Below are 15,641 nucleotides of genomic sequence, written 5' to 3'. Positions count from 1 at the left end.
TCAGAACTCGGCGGGACGGAGATTGTGGGCAGTATGCCAGCGCACCACGCCGTCTGCTTCGGAGACGGCGATTTTCACCAGCCCGCCGCGGCACGGCCCGCCTGCGCAGGCGCCGCTTGCGGGCGCGTAGGCGGCGCCGTGCGTGGCGCACAGCAACCACTGGCCGCTCGCGTCGAAAAAGCGGTCGGGCTGGTAGTCCATCTCCATCGCGATGTGCGTGCAGCGGTTCAGGTAGGCGTGCACCTGGCCTTCGAAGCGGATCGCGAAGGCGCGGCAGGTCTGGCCGCCGTAGACCACGTCGAAAGGCACGGCCAGGCCACGCTCTTGCAGTTCGCTGCTGCGGCACAGCGGGATGGCGATGGACTCGGCAGGTACGCTACTCATGGGGGCGGCGCGCTTCAGGCCGACTGCAGCAGCCAGTCGTGCAAATGCGCCACCGAGGGCGCGACGTACAGCGGTTGCAGCGTGGCGAAGGCTTGCGGGTCGTGCGCGCCGTAGGCCACGCCCACGCCGGCGCAGCCTGCGTTTTGCGCCATTTGCAGGTCGTGCGTGGTGTCGCCGACCATGAGCACGCGCTCGGGCGCGGCGCCGAGCTCGGCCATGAGCTCGTGCAGCATCAGCGGGTGCGGCTTGCCCGCGGTTTCGTCGGCGGTGCGCGTGGCGTCGAACAGCGCGTGCAGCCCGGCGGCCTGCAGCGCCTCGTCGAGCCCGCGGCGACTCTTGCCCGTGGCCACGGCCAGCCAGTGGCCGCGCGCGCGCAGCTGCTCGAGCATGGGCCGCACGCCGTCGAACAGGCTGATGTCGTGCTGGTGGCGCACGTAGTGGTAGCGGTAGCGCCGGTTCAGCTCGGGGTAGGCCGCGGGCGGCAGGTCGGGCACGAGGTGCGCGAGCGCTTCGGGCAGGCCCATGCCGATCACGTAGGCGGCGTCCTGCTGCGCCGGCACTTTGCCGCCCACGTCGCGCACGGCCTCCTGCAGGCAGCGCACGATGATGGCGGTGGAGTCGAACAGGGTGCCGTCCCAGTCGAAGGCGATCAGGTCAAAGCGGCGCGGGCGCTCGGCGGCGGGGACGGGAGTGGTGGCAGACATGGCGAAATCAATCCCTTTGCAAAAAGTCGGCCAGCTCGGGCGGCAGCTCGGCATGCAGACGCACGGGCGCGTCCGTGGCCGGGTGGGTGAAATCCAAACGCCAGGCGTGCAAGAACATGCGCTTGAGCCCGCGCCGCGCGAGGCGCTTGTTGAGCTCGAAGTCGCCGTATTTGTCGTCGCCGGCGATGGGGTGGCCCTGGCTCGCGAGGTGCACGCGGATCTGGTGCGTGCGCCCGGTCTTGATGGTCACTTCGAGCAGCGTCATCGCGGGCAGGCCCTGCTGCGGCCGCGCGGGCAGGACGCGGCGTACCTGCACGAGCGTGATCGCGCGCTGGCCCTGTGGATCGTCGGCACGCGCGATGCGCACGCGCCGCTCGCCCGCGCCGGCATTGCCGCCCTGCCCGGCCTGGCCCGGGGTGCCCGGCAGCAGGTATTTGTGCAGCGGCAGGTCGATCACCTTCTGGTTTGCGGGCCACACGCCGGTGACCAGCGCGAGATAGGTCTTGCCCGTGGCGCGGCTACGGAACTGGTCTTGCAGCCGCGTAAGCGCCGAGCGTTTTTTGGCCACGAGCAGGATGCCCGAGGTCTCGCGGTCGAGCCGGTGCACGAGTTCCAGAAAGCGCGCCTCGGGCCGCGCACGGCGCAATTGCTCTATCACGCCAAAGCTCACGCCGCTGCCGCCATGCACGGCCACGCCCGCGGGCTTGTCGAGCGCGATCAGGTACTCGTCTTCGAACAGGATGGGAAACTGGCGCGCCGGCACCTGCGCCGCGGCCTGCGCTTCGGCAGCGCCGCCGACCCCGCCGTCGGTTCCCACGCCAGCGGCGCGCGCGGCCACGCGCACCGGCGGCAGGCGCACCAAGTCGCCCGCTTGCACGCGCGTGTCGGCACGCGCCCGGCCTTTGTTCACGCGCACCTCGCCGCTGCGGATGATGCGATAGACATGCGTCTTGGGCACGCCCTTGAGCTGGCGCAGCAGAAAATTGTCGAGCCGCTGACCCGAGGATTCCTCATCGACCTGCAGCATGCGCGCCTCGGCTGCGCCCGCTCGCTCCGGCGTGCGCGCGGCCGGCGCCGGCGCCTTCGCTTTGGCCCCTATAATTCGTTTCACCTGTGTGTGTAAGTGGCGCGACTTACGCAAATCGGGATGATGCAAGGCACTCGCCGTAGGGCAAAAACCTCGCTGCATCCTTGTTTGCGTAAGTCCAGAGTGGTTGATTCGGATCGAGTTTAGCCGAGCCTGCCAACACCGCGCGCAGGCAGGTCGATGCCGGCGAGCGTCGCGCGCACATCCGCAGGCCATGCAGCCTGCAGTGGCCCGCGCAGCACGCTGCGGGCCGACGAATCGAAACCCAACCTGGAATCCCCAAGCCGGCACCATCGCCCCCTGCGAGGCGCCAGCGGATCAAAGCGAGCAATGTGGTTGCTGATGGCCTTGTGGCGCGTGCTCTGGCACCGGCCCACGCCCCTGTATTTGGAACGAAAAGTGGCCCAAGCCAAGGCGCAGCCTGCGCTGGCAGCTACCACTGACATAGCGCACCCGTGCGTCCTCCGCCGCCTGCTCGCCCCATCCACCCGTCCCTGCCCCACCCGCCGCAAGCACTTGCTGCCTGCGGGATGGCGGCTGCTTTGGCCATTTCTTCCGTTTCGATGCGTCAGTCCAGGCATTTGCAGCTCTGAAGTGCAGAGCATTCATTGATTGGAACCCCGCGGGCAGCGGCCCCACGCAGCGCATTGCTGCACGCCGCTGTCCGCACTGACAACAAGAAGGACACGCATCATGAAACGGATGCTCATCAACGCCACGCAGCCCGAAGAGCGCCGCCTGGCGATCGTCGATGGCCAGAAACTGCTCGACTACGAAATCGAAATCGAAGGGCGCGAGCAGCGCAAGGGCAACATCTACAAAGCCGTGGTCACGCGCGTCGAGCCCTCGCTCGAAGCCTGCTTCGTCGATTACGGCGAGGAGCGCCACGGCTTCCTGCCGTTCAAGGAAATCTCGCGCCAATACTTCGCCGAAGGCGTGCCCGTGAGCCAGGCGCGCATCAGCGACGTGATCAAAGAGGGCCAAGAGCTGCTGGTGCAGGTCGAAAAAGAAGAGCGCGGCAACAAGGGCGCTGCGCTCACCACCTTCATCAGCCTGGCCGGGCGCTACGTGGTGCTCATGCCCAACAACCCGCGCGGCGGCGGCGTGTCGCGCCGCATCGAGGGCGAAGACCGCGCCGAGCTCAAAGACGCGATGGACCAGCTCGAATACCCCAAGGGCATGAGCATCATCGCGCGCACCGCCGGCATAGGCCGCAGCGCCGCCGAGCTGCAATGGGACTTGAACTACCTGCTCAAGCTCTGGAGCGCGATCGAAAACGCCGCCAAGGGCGGCAAGGGTGCGTTCCTGATCTACCAGGAATCGAGCCTCGTGATCCGCGCGATCCGCGACTATTTCAGCCACGACATCGGTGAAATCCTCATCGACACCGACGACATCTACGAACAGGCGCAGCAGTTCATGGCGCACGTGATGCCCGAGTACGCGGGCCGCGTCAAGCGCTACCGCGACGACGCCGCGCTGTTCTCGCGCTTTCAGATCGAGCACCAGATCGAATCGGCGTACGCGCGCACCGTGCAGCTGCCCAGCGGCGGCGCGATCGTGATTGACCACACCGAGGCGCTGGTTTCGATCGACGTGAACTCGGCGCGTGCGATCAAGGGCGGCGACATCGAGGAAACCGCCACGCGCACCAACCTCGAAGCCGCCGACGAAGTGGCGCGCCAGATGCGCCTGCGCGACCTGGGCGGACTGATCGTGATCGACTTCATCGACATGGACGAGGCCAAGAACCGCCGCGAGGTCGAAAACCGCCTGCGCGACGCCTTGCGCCAGGACCGCGCGCGCGTGCAGTTCGGCTCGATCAGCAAGTTCGGCCTGCTCGAGATGAGCCGCCAGCGCCTCAAGCCCGCGCTGAGCGAGGGCGTGTCCATTCCCTGCCCGCGCTGCGGCGGCTCGGGGCACGTGCGCGACACCGAGAGCTCGGCGCTGCAGATCCTGCGCATCATTCAGGAAGAGTCGATGAAGGACAACACCGCCGCCGTGCGCTGCCAGGTGCCGGTGGAGGTGGCGAGCTTTTTGCTCAACGAAAAGCGCCCTGAAATCACCAAAATCGAGCTCAAGCAGCGCGTGAGCGTGCTCATCGTGCCCAACAAGGGCCTCGAGACGCCGAACTACAAGCTCGAACGCCTCAAGCACGACGACCCGCGCCTCGAACAAATCGAGCCGAGCTACCAGCTCGCCGAGGAAGTCGAAGACCCCACGGCCGTGACGCGCCGCTCGCAGGAGCCCACGAACCGACAGACCCCGGTCATCAAGGGCGTGCTGCCCGACATGCCCGCGCCGGCGGCCGAGCCGCGCCCCACCGCCCGCAGCGCGGCGCCTGCTGCGCCAGCGCCAGCCGCGCCGCCCGCACCGGCCGCGGTGCCTGTGCCGCAAGAGCGCGGCTTCTTCGCCTGGCTCAAACGCCTGCTGGGCTTGACCCCTCTGGCGCCGGCCACACCACCTACGCCAGTGCCGACGCCCCCGGCAGCGCCCGTGGCGACTGCGCCCGCCGCAGAAACCCGGCGCACGGGCCGCACCGAGGGACGCAACCGACGCCCCGAGCGCAGCGCCGGCGCCTCCGCGAACGGCCAAGGCAATGGCGCGAACCGCGACCTTGCGCAGAGTGCACCGCCCGCGCGCAACCGCCGCACCGAAGCCGACGCCGAAAACGCTGCGGCCGACAGATCCGCCACAGAAAAGCCCACTGGCGAAGCGCGCAGCAGCCGGGGCCGCAACCGCCGCGACGCCGAGTCCCGCCCCAGCGCATCGCCGGAAAGTGCTGCGGCTGCGGCAGAAGCTGGCACGAGCGCAGCCGAGGGCGCGGTTGAAGGCAGCGCCGGCGCCCGCACAGCGCGCCGCGAGCGGGACAACACACGCCGCGAACGTGGCGAGGGCACGGGCCGGCGCGACCGCAGTGAGCGTGGCGAAAACGCCTTGCGCGCGGCCCGCGCGTCGCAGGGCCTGGAAGGAAACGAAGCCTCTGCGTCCGGCTTTGCCGACACCATCCCGATCGAGTTCATGCCCGATCTCGACCTGAGCAGCGCCGAGCCCGCGGCGCACCCGACGCGCCCGGCGCCCGAGACGAGCCAGCGCCGCGACAGCGGTGCGCGTGGTGAGCGCGCCCTGCGTGCCGCTGCACAGCCTGGCGCGACCGAAGCGGCCACCTCTGCGGGCACCTCTGCGTCCGGCTTTGCGGATACCGTTCCGATGGCGCTCATGCCCGACCTCGACCTGAGCAGCAGCGAAGCCGGGCCCGGCGCCGCCGCGCAAACCCCGGCCGAAGAAAGCGGCGCAGCCCCAGGCGGCGAAGAACGCCGGGAACGCCGCTCGCGCGACCGCTACGGCCGCGACCGCCGCAGCCGCACGCCACGCGCCGAAGCTGGCAGCAGCACCGCCGCAGAAGCCGCGCCCACTCCTGCCGCGGCCGAAGCATCGGTGCTGCTGGAGTTCGACGCCCTGGCCCCCACGCCGGCCGCGGCACCGCCGGATGCCAGCGCACAAGCGCAACCCACCGCCGAGGCAGCGCCTGCACGCCGCAGCTATTTCGACCAGAGCCACGCCGCTGCGCCGCAGCCTGCAACCGCAGCCACGGCCGAAGCTGCTGCCGAGCCAGCAGCCCCAGCCCAGCCCGCGCTTGCCACCGCGCAAGTGGCGCAGGCGCAGGCCGCCACACCGCTGGCTGCAAGCACGGCCTCGACTGCGCCGACCCAGCGGTTTGTCCTGCCGCTGCAGGATTTGCAGCAGGTCGTCGCGCAAGCCGGCCTGCAGTGGGTGAACACCGATCCGGCCAAGGTCGCTGCCGTGCAAGCCGCAATCGCGGCCGAGCCCGCGCCCATCCGCGTGCCGCGCGAGCGCCCCGCCGTGGCCCGGCCCGACGAAGGCCCGCTGGTGCTGGTGGAAACGCGGCGCGATCTGGCCGCGCTGCGCCTGCCGTTCGAAGAGCCGCGCCCATAATCGTGCGTCGCTGGCGTGCCGCCCCACTGCAGGCGGCCGCTAGTGTAGTGTTTGATGCTTGATGCGACAAATAAAACCGATGGATTTTTGGTCTGGGCAAGGCGTAAACCGCAGCGATACCGGGTGGTATCGCGAGGATTTGCAACGCGGCCCAGGCCGAAAAGACGCGGTTTTATGTCGCATATAGCGTCGAACACTGCACTAGCGCCACGCCACTTTCCCTGAGGTGCCATCGCCATGCTGTTTTTGCTCTCGCCCGCCAAAACCCTGGACTTCGACACCCCCGTGCCGGCGCAACTGCCGTGCACCGAGCCCGCCTTCACCGCGCAGGCGGCGCAGCTCATCGAGGTGCTGCGCACCAAGTCGCCGCAAGAAATCGCCTCGCTCATGGGCCTGAGCGACAAGCTCGCGGCGCTCAACGTCGCGCGCTACCAGGCCTGGCAGCCGCAGTGCACCCCCGCGCTGGGGCGCCAGGCGCTGCTCGCATTCAACGGCGACGTCTATGAAGGACTGCAGGCACGCTCGCTCAGCACGTCCGACCTGGAGTGGGCACAGCAGCACCTCGTGATCCTGAGCGGCCTGTACGGCGTGCTGCGCCCGCTCGACTGCATGCAGCCCTACCGCCTCGAAATGGGCACGCCGCTGGCCACCGCCGCGGGCGCGAACCTGTACCAGTTCTGGGGCACGCGCATCGCCGACTACCTGAACGCCGCGCTAGAGGGACAGGATCAAGCCCAATCTCAACCGCAAAAGCACGAAGCACGCATCGTCGTCAACCTGGCCTCGCAAGAGTATTTCAAGGCCGTGGATCGCAAGGCGCTGCGCGCGCGCGTGATCGACTGCGTGTTCGAGGACTTCAAAGGCGGCGGCTACAAGATCATCAGCTTTTACGCCAAGCGCGCGCGCGGGTTGATGGCGCGCTACGCCATCACGCAGCGCATCACCACGCCCGCGGGCCTCGAAGGTTTTGCGCTCGAGGGCTACTCCTTTGCGCCTGCGGCTTCGAGCCCCGAGCGCCTCGTGTTCCGGCGTGAGCAGCCAGGGGCGCACGCATGAGCCGGCGTAGCCAAACAATCACGCCCGAGCTGCGCCAGTGGATCGTCGCGCAGGCCGAGGCCGGCTGCAGCGCGCCTGCGCTGCTGCAAGCCATGCAACAAGCCGGCTGGGACGAAGACCTGGCCGCCGCAGCGCTCGAAGAAACCTTGCGCGCGCACCTCGACGCCGTTGCCGTCGCGCAGGGGCTGCCGCCCGCGAATCCCGTGCCCGAGCCCGATCTGGCCGACGCGCCCACCGTGATCGACCTGGGCGAGCGCCAGGTGCGCGTGCTGCTCGCCATCGGCAAGCCGCGCATCGTGGTGTTCGGCGATCTGCTCGCGCCCGAAGAATGCGACGCGCTCATCGAGGCCGCGCGCCCGCGCCTGGCGCGCTCGCTCACCGTGGCCACGGCCACGGGCGGGCAGGAGGTCAACGCCGACCGCACGAGCGAGGGCATGTTCTTCCAGCGCGGCGAAAGCCCGCTGCTGCAGCGCATAGAACAGCGCATCGCACGCCTGCTGCGCTGGCCCGTGGAAAACGGCGAGGGCCTGCAGGTGCTGCACTACCGCGCCGGCGCCGAATACAAGCCGCATTACGACTACTTCGACCCCGACGCACCCGGCACACCCACGCTGCTCGCGCGCGGCGGCCAGCGCGTGGGCACGCTGGTGCTCTACCTCAACACGCCCGAAAAAGGCGGCTCCACGGGCTTTCCGGGCATCCACCTCGAAGTCGCGGCGCAGCGCGGCAACGCCGTGTTCTTCAGCTACGAGCGCGCGCACCCCTCCAGCGGCAGCCTGCACGCGGGCACCCCGGTGATCGCGGGCGAAAAATGGATCGCGACCAAGTGGCTGCGCGCGGGAAAGTTTGAATGAAATCGGCCTTTTGCCAAGGCACATCAAGCGCAAGCAGCTCCTTATTTGATAGAAATTAGATGTCCATCAACGCTCCTTCGCCCGACCCGTCGCCGCAGCATTCGCCGCTGGGCAAGGCCGTCGCCTACGCCGACCAGTACGACCCGGCGCTGCTGTTTCCGATAGCGCGTGCAGCGCAGCGGGCCGAGCTCGGCATCACGGCCGCGCCGCCCTTTTTTGGCGCCGACCTGTGGACGGCCTACGAACTCTCGTGGCTCAACCTGCGCGGCAAGCCGCAGGTGGCGCTCGCACACCTCACGGTTCCGTGCGAGACGCCGCACATCGTCGAAAGCAAGTCGCTCAAGCTCTACCTGGGCAGCTTCAGCCAGACGCGCTTTGCCGACGCAGCCGAGGTGCAATCGCGCATCCGCGCCGACCTGGCCGCGGCGCTATGGCGCGGCGCCGCTGCGCCCGGCAGTATCGGCGTGAAGCTGCTGCTGCCCGAGCAGTTCGACCAGCAGGCCATCCATGAGCTCGACGGCCTGAACCTGGACCGGCTCGACGTCGAATGCACGCACTACCAGCCCGCGCCCGAACTGCTCACCGTGCAGCAGGATGCGCCGCCCGTACACGGCGAAGTGCTCACGAGCCGCCTGCTCAAGAGCAACTGCCCGGTCACGGGCCAGCCCGACTGGGGCAGCGTGCAAGTCCGCTACAGCGGCGCGCCGATCCACCAGGAGGGCCTGCTGCGCTACCTCGTGAGCTTTCGCCAGCACAGCGGCTTTCACGAGCACTGTGTGGAGCGCATCTTCATGGACCTCTGGACGCGCTGCCGGCCGACGCAGCTCACCGTCTATGCGCGCTACACGCGCCGCGGCGGGCTCGACATCAACCCCTGGCGCACCAGCCACCCGCAACAGCCGCCCGCGAACGTGCGCACGGCGCGGCAGTAGGGCTTTGCGCGCGCGTCTGTCTGCTGGATTTCGTTCCTCACCCAGCCCTACGGCATCGCTGGCCCCCACGCGCGCCTACAGTCGGAACACTTCCACGGAGCGCGCGAGCATCTGCGAGTGCGCCTCGAGCTCCTCGGCCGAAGTGGCGGTCTGTTCGGCGAGCGCGGCGTTTTGCTGGGTCACGGCCTCGAGCTGCACGACGGACTCGTTGACTTGATCGATGCCGTGCGACTGCTCTTGGGTGGCTTCGCTGATACGGCGCACCAGTGCGCTCAGGCGCTCGACCGCGGCCACCGCGGAGGCGATCATTTGCTCGGCCTGCGCCATTTGCTGGCTGCCACCGCTGACCTGCGACACCGACGAGGCAATCAGCGTGCGGATGTCCTTGGCTGCCTCTGCGCTGCGCTGCGCGAGCGCGCGCACCTCGCCGGCCACGACGGCAAAGCCGCGCCCCTGCGCCCCGGCACGCGCCGCTTCGACGGCGGCGTTGAGCGCGAGCAGATTGGTCTGGAAGGCGATGCCCTCGATCACGGCGACGATCTCGCTGATGCGGCGCGAGAACTGTTCGATCGCCTGCATGGTCTGTCCCACCTGCTGCACGGCCTGCCCGCCGCGCTGCGCGAGCGCAGCGCTCTGCGCGCCGTCCTGCGCCACCTGGCTTGCCATATCGGCCGTCTGGTGCACCGTGCCCGAGAGCTGCTGCATGGTGGCGGCCGTTTCTTCGATGTTGCTGGCCTGGCCCTCGGTGCGCGCATACAAGTCCTGCCCAGCCTGCGCCATGCTTTCGGCGGTCTGCAAAAAACCCTGGATTTCGCTGCGTACATCGCCCACCACGGCGCGCAGATTGATCTGAATCTGCTGCAGATTGCGCAGCAAATCCTGCAGCGCCGGCGCGAAGTCGGAGCTATCGAGGCGCACCGCAAGATTGCAGGCCGCAATGTCCCGCGCGAAGTCCGCCGCACGCTGCAAACCTCCCCCGATGCGCGCCTGGAACCAGGCGAGCACCGCCGCATGGCCCGCCAGCAGGATGGCCAGCACGCCGCCCCAGGCCCAGGCGCCGCTGGCGCCGAGCGCGAACGGCAGCATGGCGAGCGCCGTCACGCCGAGCAGCAGTGCGCCCAGGCCATAGGCGGGCGGCAGCCAGCGCAGACGCTGCCAAAGGCCGCGCACACCGGGCTGGATCACCCGCCCCTGCTGCAAGCGCAGCCCCGTGCGCCCCTGTTCGGCGTCACGGCGCAGCTGCGCATAAAGGGCCTCGGCCTGGCGTATCTCGTCGCGGTTGGGCTTGGTGCGCACCGACATGTAGCCGCGCGGCTTGCCGCCTTCCATGATGGGCGTGACATTGGCGCGCACCCAGTAAAAGTCGCCATTCTTGCGCCGGTTTTTCACGAGCCCGGTCCAGGTCTGGCCGCGCCCAATGGTCTGCCACATGTCACGAAACGCCTGCGGTGGCATGTCGGGGTGGCGTATCAGGTTGTGCGGCTGACCGATGAGCTCATCGTAGCTGTACCCGCTGGTTTCTTGAAACGCCGCATTGCAATGCGTGATGACACCCTTGGTGTCGGTGGTCGATACCAGCATGGTATCGGCGGGGAAGTCGTATTCTTGGGTGGTGACAGGTAGATTGATGCGCATCCGGGTCTCGTGAAAAATCCCTCGCAAATGCGCGAGGGAAAAGGGATCGACGCATTATTACAAACGGTCACATGCCGCATGCGGAAAAACCCGCATGCACACTTGCAGCAGCGCAAGCGATTCACGCCAGCCGAGGGTTGACGACGCTCAGCCCCGCGCCCTGAAAGGACGCCGTGTCGCGTGTGGCCACGGTCCGCCCGTTGGCGACGGCCACCGCGGCGATGCAGGCATGCGCCGCTTCGATGCCACCGCCAGCCTTGCGCACCTTTGCCAGCTACTCGATAGGCATTTTGCAAAACCTCTTTGCGATGGAGAATCTTGCGCTTTATCCAAATTTCAACCCAGATTGTTCATTAGGACGCGGGACGATGGCGAGGCGGCTGGCGAGGCAGTTTGGTTGCGGGTGAGAAGTCCATGGCCAGTGCCATGGACGCCGAAGCCGCGGCCAAAATGACCGGCAGACGTCCGCCAACGCCCGCGTAGGTGCACAGCACCGCCTAATGGACAATCTGGGTTCAACCCAGATTGTCCATTAGGACGCGGGATGATGGCGAGGCGGCTGGCGAGGCAGTTTGGTCGCGGCTGAGGAGTGCATGGCCGGTGCCATGGACGACGAAGCCGCGGCCAAAATGACCGTCAGACGTTCGCCAGCGCCCGCGTAGGTGCACAGCACCGCCTAATGGACAATCTGGGTTCAAACCATCACGTCGGTGAATGGCTTTTGAGCCAGTCTTTCAAAGCAGCATTCATGCGTGTCTGCCAGCCCTTGCCCGTAGCCTTGAATGCCTTGATGACTTCGGCGTCGTAGCGTACCGTCAATGCCTGCTTGGGCCTGCTTGGGCCTGCTAGCAGCCTGTCGGACTTTGACTTTCCTCATGCTGATAATGCGGCGCACCTCGCCGCGTGTAGGCATCACCTCAGCCGAAACACCGCGAGCGTGCGCCCGAGTATCCCGGCGTTGCCGTTCATGGCCGCGGCGGCGGCGGCGGTTTCTTCGACCAGGGCGGCGTTTTGCTGCGTCACCCTGTCCATGTCGCTCACGGCCTGGTTCACCTGCGCGATGCCCAGCGCCTGCTCGCGCGCGGCGCCGGTGACGTGGCCGATCAGCGCATTCACCTGTTCGACCGAATGCACCACCTGCGCGATGGCTGCATCGGCTTCGCGCATCTGGCCCGCGCCCTGGCCGACCTGCGCGTTCGAGGCGCCTATCAGCGCGCGGATTTCGCGCGCCGCGGCGGCGCTGTTTTGTGCGAGCGCACGCACCTCGCTCGCGACGACGGCAAAACCGCGCCCCTGCTCGCCGGCACGCGCCGCTTCCACGGCGGCGTTGAGCGCGAGGATGTTGGTCTGGAACGCGATGCTCTCTATGACGCCAATGATCTGCTGCATCTGCCGCGCCGAGTTTTCTATCTCCTGCATGGCCGCGCCCACGGCCTGCACGGCCGCGCCGCCCGTGCGCGCGAGTGCGGCGCTGTGCTCGCTTTGCTGCTGGATGCGCTGCGTGGTCTCGGCGGACTGCTGCACGGTGCTGGCCAGCTGCTCCATCGCGGCGGCCGTTTCTTCGAGGCTGCTGGCCTGCGCCTCGGTGCGCGCCGAGAGGTCTTGCGCGCCTTGTGCGAGCTCGGCCGCGATACTGCCAAAGCCGGCGATCTCGTGGCACGCATCACCGACGACTGCGCGCAGGTTGAGCTGGATTTGTTGCAGCCGCTCGGTCAGCATGACCATGGGCGTGCGAATGGCGTCCATATTCCACTGCAGCGCAGTAGTGAGGTCGCAACCCGCGATGTCGCGTGCGAGCAGGTTGGCCTGCAGTAGCGACTGCGTCACGTTGCGGTGAAAGCGCCAGACGATGAAGCCCCCACCCAGAAGCAAGGCAAAAAACTGAAACAGCACCAGTTTCCCATCTTGCCAGCCCAGCCACAGCGACAGCAGCGTGAGCGCGATCAGGCCGAGCAGCATGGCCGCCATGCGCATCGTGGGTGTGGCGCGGTGCAAGCGGCCCGGCAGATCACGCCAGCCCACACGGCGCACGCGCCCTGCGTGCAGGCGTACCGTGCGCCGACCGGCTTCGCGCTCTGCCTTGATGCGTTCGTACAGCGCCTCGGCCTGGCGCACTTCCTCGCGCGTGGGCTTGGCGCGCACCGACATATAGCCCTTGGGTTTGCCGCCCTCCATCAGCGGGGTGACGAAGGCGCGTACCCAGTAATGGTCACCGTTCTTGCGCCGGTTTTTCACGATTCCCGTCCAGCTGCGGCCGTGGCCTATGGTCGTCCACATATCCGCGAAGGCTTCGGGCGGCATGTCCGGGTGGCGCACGATGTTGTGCGGCTGCCCCATGAGCTCGGCAAAATCGAAGCCGCTCACGCGCACGAAAGCCGCGTTGCAATGCGTGATGCGGCCTTTGGCATCGGTGGTGGACATGAGCAGTTCTTCACCTGGGAAGTCGTACTCGCGCTGGGTGACGGGGAGGTTGATGCGCATGGTTGCAAGGGTTTTTGTAAAGAAACACATCAAGCTTCCCGGCATGCCCCCGGCAGGGGTTTGACGCAGGTCAACTCCTGAATTCAGAACAGCTCGGGCGTTCCTGCGGCCATGTGCTGCAAGGCGACTTCACTCTGCGGCACCAGATTCCCCACACGCACGCCGAGCAGGCGCAGGCGTTGCGTCAAAGCCACGCGGCGCAGGCATTGCCCGGCGGCGCGGCGAATGGTGGCGGCGTCCTGCGTGGGCAGCGCGATGGTCTGCTCGCGCGTGACGCTGCGAAAGTCGGCGTAGCGCAGCTTGATGCCAATCGTGCGGCCGCAGTAACCCTTGCGCTGCAGGTCGGCGGCCACGCGCTCGCACAGCGCGGTGAAGATGCGCCCGAGCTCGGCGCGGTCGTGCACCGCGTGCAGGTCGCGCTCGAAGGTGGTCTCGCGGCTCATGGAAACGGGCTCGCTCGCGGTGACCACGGCACGCTCGTCGCGCCCCCAGGCGGCGTCGTGCAGCCAGGCGCCGTAAGCCTTGCCGAAGTGCCGCACCAGCGCCGCCACGTCCTGCTGCGCGAGCTCGCCGATGGTGTGTATGCCCAGGGCCTGCAGGCGCGCGTCGGTCTTGGGGCCTATGCCGTTGATCTTGCGGCAGGGCAAGGGCCAGATGCGCGTGGCCAGGTCGCCCTCGAAAATGATGGAAATGCCCTGGGGCTTGTCGAACTCGCTCGCCATCTTGGCCAGCAGCTTGTTGGGCGCCACGCCGATCGAGCAGGTCAGACCCGTGGCCGCGAGGATGCCCTGCTGGATGCGCTGCGCGAGCACGCGCCCGCCCTGCTCCTGGCCGCCGGGCACGTGGGTGAAGTCGATATACACCTCGTCGATGCCGCGGTCTTCCATGACCGGCGCGAAGCTGCGCACCACGTCCTTGAAGGCGCGCGAGTAGCGCCGGTAGGCGTCGAAATCGACCGGCAGCAAGATGGCATCAGGACACAGGCGCGCAGCCTTCATGAGCCCCATGGCCGAGCCCACGCCAAAAGCGCGCGCCGCGTAGGTGGCCGTGGTGATGACGCCGCGGCCCTGGTAGTTTCTGAGCCGCTCGAAGGCCGACAGCGGCAGGGCGGCATCGGCTGCACTGGCGCCCTCTTGCGGCGTGCGCCGCCGCCCGCCGATGACCACGGGCAGGCCGCGCAGCTGCGGGTAGCGCAACAGCTCCACGCTGGCAAAAAAGGCGTCCATGTCCAGGTGCGCGATGCGCCGGGGCGGGGCCTGGTCTTGGGGCGCGGACGGTGGCCGTTCGTCGCGGGGGGCTGGCTCGTTCACGGCGTCGGATAAGTCCCGGGCAGCAGGATGGAGCGGTCGACCTGGTCGATCTGCGTGCGCCCACAAAACGCCATGGTGATGTCGAGCTCTTTCTGGATGATTTCGAGCGCGCGGCGCACGCCGGCCTCGCCGAAGGCGCCCAGGCCGTAGAGGAAGCTGCGCCCGATCAGCGTGCCGCGTGCGCCCAGGGCGCGGGCCTTGAGCACGTCCTGGCCGCTGCGGATGCCGCCGTCCATCCAGACTTCGATGGACTGGCCCACGGCGTCCGCGATCGCGGGCAGGGCCTGGATGCTCGAGGGCGCGCCGTCGAGCTGGCGCCCGCCGTGGTTGCTCACGATGAGCGCGTCGGCGCCGCTTTGCGCCGCGAGGCGCGCGTCCTCGGCGTCCATGATGCCCTTGAGCACGAGCTTGCCGCCCCAGCGCTTTTTGATCCACTCGACGTCGGCCCAGTTCAGGCGCGGGTCGAACTGCTCGGCTGTCCAGGCGGCGAGCGAACCCATGTCGCCCACGCCCTTGGCGTGGCCCACGATGTTGCCAAAGCTGCGCCGGCGCGTGCCCAGCATGCCCAGGCACCAGCGCGGCTTGGTGGCGAGGTTGAGCAGGTTCGCCAGCGTGGGTTTGGGCGGCGTGGAGAGGCCGTTTTTGATGTCCTTGTGGCGCTGGCCGAGGATTTGCAAGTCCAGCGTGAGCACCAGCGCCGAGCAGTTGGCGGCGCGGGCGCGCTCGATCAGGCGTTCGATGAAGTCGCGGTCGCGCATCACGTAGAGCTGGAACCAGAACGGATGGCGCCCCGTGTGCTCAGCCACGTCTTCGAGCGAGCAGATGCTCATGGTCGAGAGCGTGAAGGGCACGCCGAATGCCTTGGCCGCACGCGCCGCGAGGACTTCGCCGTCGGCGTGCTGCATGCCCGTGAGCCCCGTGGGCGCGAGCGCCACGGGCATGGCGACGGGCTCGCCGAGCATGGTGCTGCGCGTGCTGCGCCCTTCCAGGTTCACGGCCACGCGCTGGCGCAGCAGGATGCGCTGGAAGTCGGCTTCGTTGGCGCGGTAGGTGCTCTCGGTGTAGGAGCCGGAGTCGGCATAGTCGTAGAACATGCGCGGCACGCGGCGGCGCGCGATGCGGCGCAGGTCTTCGATGCAGGTGATTTTGGACAGGTCGGGCACGCGGTGTCTCCTTGGATGGGGCGGGGATTCGTTCAGCGTCGATTGTGCGGCAGGCGCAGGCCGCAGACTGGCGCAGGA

General features: G+C 68.1%; 11 protein-coding genes and 1 pseudogene. 4 read left to right on the top strand and 8 right to left on the bottom strand.

Annotated elements, in window-relative coordinates:
- From DFR45_RS06865 to DFR45_RS06855, 3 genes are read right to left on the bottom strand one after another with little or no spacing between them, the layout of a single operon-like run.
- Complete coding sequence (locus DFR45_RS06865; protein WP_114482955.1) at positions 1-384, bottom strand: Rieske (2Fe-2S) protein; 384 nt, start codon at positions 382-384, stop codon at positions 1-3.
- Between the two features lie 14 nt (positions 385-398).
- Entirely contained in the window at positions 399-1,088 is a 690-nt protein-coding gene (locus DFR45_RS06860; RefSeq protein ID WP_114482954.1) for an HAD family hydrolase, read from the bottom strand.
- A 7-nt stretch (positions 1,089-1,095) separates the two neighbouring features.
- Entirely contained in the window at positions 1,096-2,199 is a 1,104-nt protein-coding gene (locus tag DFR45_RS06855; protein WP_241659290.1) for a pseudouridine synthase, read from the bottom strand.
- 669 nt (positions 2,200-2,868) lie between these two features.
- Between DFR45_RS06855 and DFR45_RS06850 the strand changes: the two genes are divergently transcribed.
- The 4 genes from DFR45_RS06850 (at position 2,869) to queF (ending at position 8,974) form a co-directional block, all read left to right on the top strand.
- Positions 2,869-6,132, top strand: a complete 3,264-nt coding sequence (locus DFR45_RS06850) for an Rne/Rng family ribonuclease (RefSeq protein WP_114482952.1) — start codon at positions 2,869-2,871, stop codon at positions 6,130-6,132.
- A gap of 237 nt (positions 6,133-6,369) precedes the next feature.
- Positions 6,370-7,188 carry a peroxide stress protein YaaA gene (gene yaaA, locus DFR45_RS06845; RefSeq protein WP_114482951.1) on the top strand — a complete coding sequence of 273 codons (819 nt, stop codon included), beginning with the start codon at positions 6,370-6,372 and terminating at the stop codon, positions 7,186-7,188.
- Complete coding sequence (locus tag DFR45_RS06840; protein ID WP_114482950.1) at positions 7,185-8,042, top strand: 2OG-Fe(II) oxygenase; 858 nt, start codon at positions 7,185-7,187, stop codon at positions 8,040-8,042. Before yaaA ends, DFR45_RS06840 begins: the two co-directional genes overlap by 4 nt.
- Before the next feature lie 59 nt (positions 8,043-8,101).
- Positions 8,102-8,974 (top strand): NADPH-dependent 7-cyano-7-deazaguanine reductase QueF, encoded by an 873-nt coding sequence (gene queF, locus DFR45_RS06835; RefSeq protein ID WP_114482949.1) that lies wholly within the window; start codon positions 8,102-8,104, stop codon positions 8,972-8,974.
- A gap of 75 nt (positions 8,975-9,049) precedes the next feature.
- Here queF and DFR45_RS06830 read toward each other — a convergent pair whose 3' ends face one another.
- The 5 genes and pseudogenes from DFR45_RS06830 to DFR45_RS06805 all read right to left on the bottom strand — a co-directional run bounded on the left by DFR45_RS06830 (position 9,050) and on the right by DFR45_RS06805 (position 15,563).
- Complete coding sequence (locus tag DFR45_RS06830) at positions 9,050-10,609, bottom strand: methyl-accepting chemotaxis protein (protein WP_114482948.1); 1,560 nt, start codon at positions 10,607-10,609, stop codon at positions 9,050-9,052.
- Between the two features lie 702 nt (positions 10,610-11,311).
- Positions 11,312-11,440: pseudogene (locus DFR45_RS06820) on the bottom strand (BrnA antitoxin family protein); the annotation flags it as partial.
- Between the two features lie 81 nt (positions 11,441-11,521).
- A complete protein-coding gene (locus DFR45_RS06815) occupies positions 11,522-13,090 on the bottom strand; it encodes a methyl-accepting chemotaxis protein (RefSeq protein WP_114482946.1) in 1,569 nt (522 codons plus the stop codon).
- Positions 13,091-13,173: 83 nt separating this feature from the next.
- Positions 13,174-14,316 carry a DNA polymerase IV gene (dinB, locus tag DFR45_RS06810; protein ID WP_114482945.1) on the bottom strand — a complete coding sequence of 381 codons (1,143 nt, stop codon included), beginning with the start codon at positions 14,314-14,316 and terminating at the stop codon, positions 13,174-13,176.
- Positions 14,317-14,396: 80 nt separating this feature from the next.
- A complete protein-coding gene (locus DFR45_RS06805; protein WP_114482944.1) occupies positions 14,397-15,563 on the bottom strand; it encodes an alpha-hydroxy acid oxidase in 1,167 nt (388 codons plus the stop codon).
- Positions 15,564-15,641: the final 78 nt, after the last annotated feature.

This window comes from Extensimonas vulgaris, from assembly GCF_003337425.1.
Lineage (GTDB): Bacteria > Pseudomonadota > Gammaproteobacteria > Burkholderiales > Burkholderiaceae_C > Extensimonas > Extensimonas vulgaris.
The sequence above is the reverse complement of the archived record's forward strand: the minus strand, read 5'-3'. Positions and strand labels throughout refer to the sequence as shown.

What these genes read in the sequence shown, in the direction of transcription:
- DFR45_RS06865 (WP_114482955.1), bottom strand. Translation starts at nt 384, where the DNA reads ATGAGTAGCGTACCTGCCGAGTCCATCGCCATCCCGCTGTGCCGCAGC.
- DFR45_RS06860 (WP_114482954.1), bottom strand. Translation starts at nt 1,088, where the DNA reads ATGTCTGCCACCACTCCCGTCCCCGCCGCCGAGCGCCCGCGCCGCTTT.
- DFR45_RS06850 (WP_114482952.1), top strand. Translation starts at nt 2,869, where the DNA reads ATGAAACGGATGCTCATCAACGCCACGCAGCCCGAAGAGCGCCGCCTG.
- yaaA (WP_114482951.1), top strand. Translation starts at nt 6,370, where the DNA reads ATGCTGTTTTTGCTCTCGCCCGCCAAAACCCTGGACTTCGACACCCCC.
- DFR45_RS06840 (WP_114482950.1), top strand. Translation starts at nt 7,185, where the DNA reads ATGAGCCGGCGTAGCCAAACAATCACGCCCGAGCTGCGCCAGTGGATC.
- queF (WP_114482949.1), top strand. Translation starts at nt 8,102, where the DNA reads ATGTCCATCAACGCTCCTTCGCCCGACCCGTCGCCGCAGCATTCGCCG.
- DFR45_RS06830 (WP_114482948.1), bottom strand. Translation starts at nt 10,609, where the DNA reads ATGCGCATCAATCTACCTGTCACCACCCAAGAATACGACTTCCCCGCC.
- DFR45_RS06815 (WP_114482946.1), bottom strand. Translation starts at nt 13,090, where the DNA reads ATGCGCATCAACCTCCCCGTCACCCAGCGCGAGTACGACTTCCCAGGT.
- dinB (WP_114482945.1), bottom strand. Translation starts at nt 14,316, where the DNA reads ATGGACGCCTTTTTTGCCAGCGTGGAGCTGTTGCGCTACCCGCAGCTG.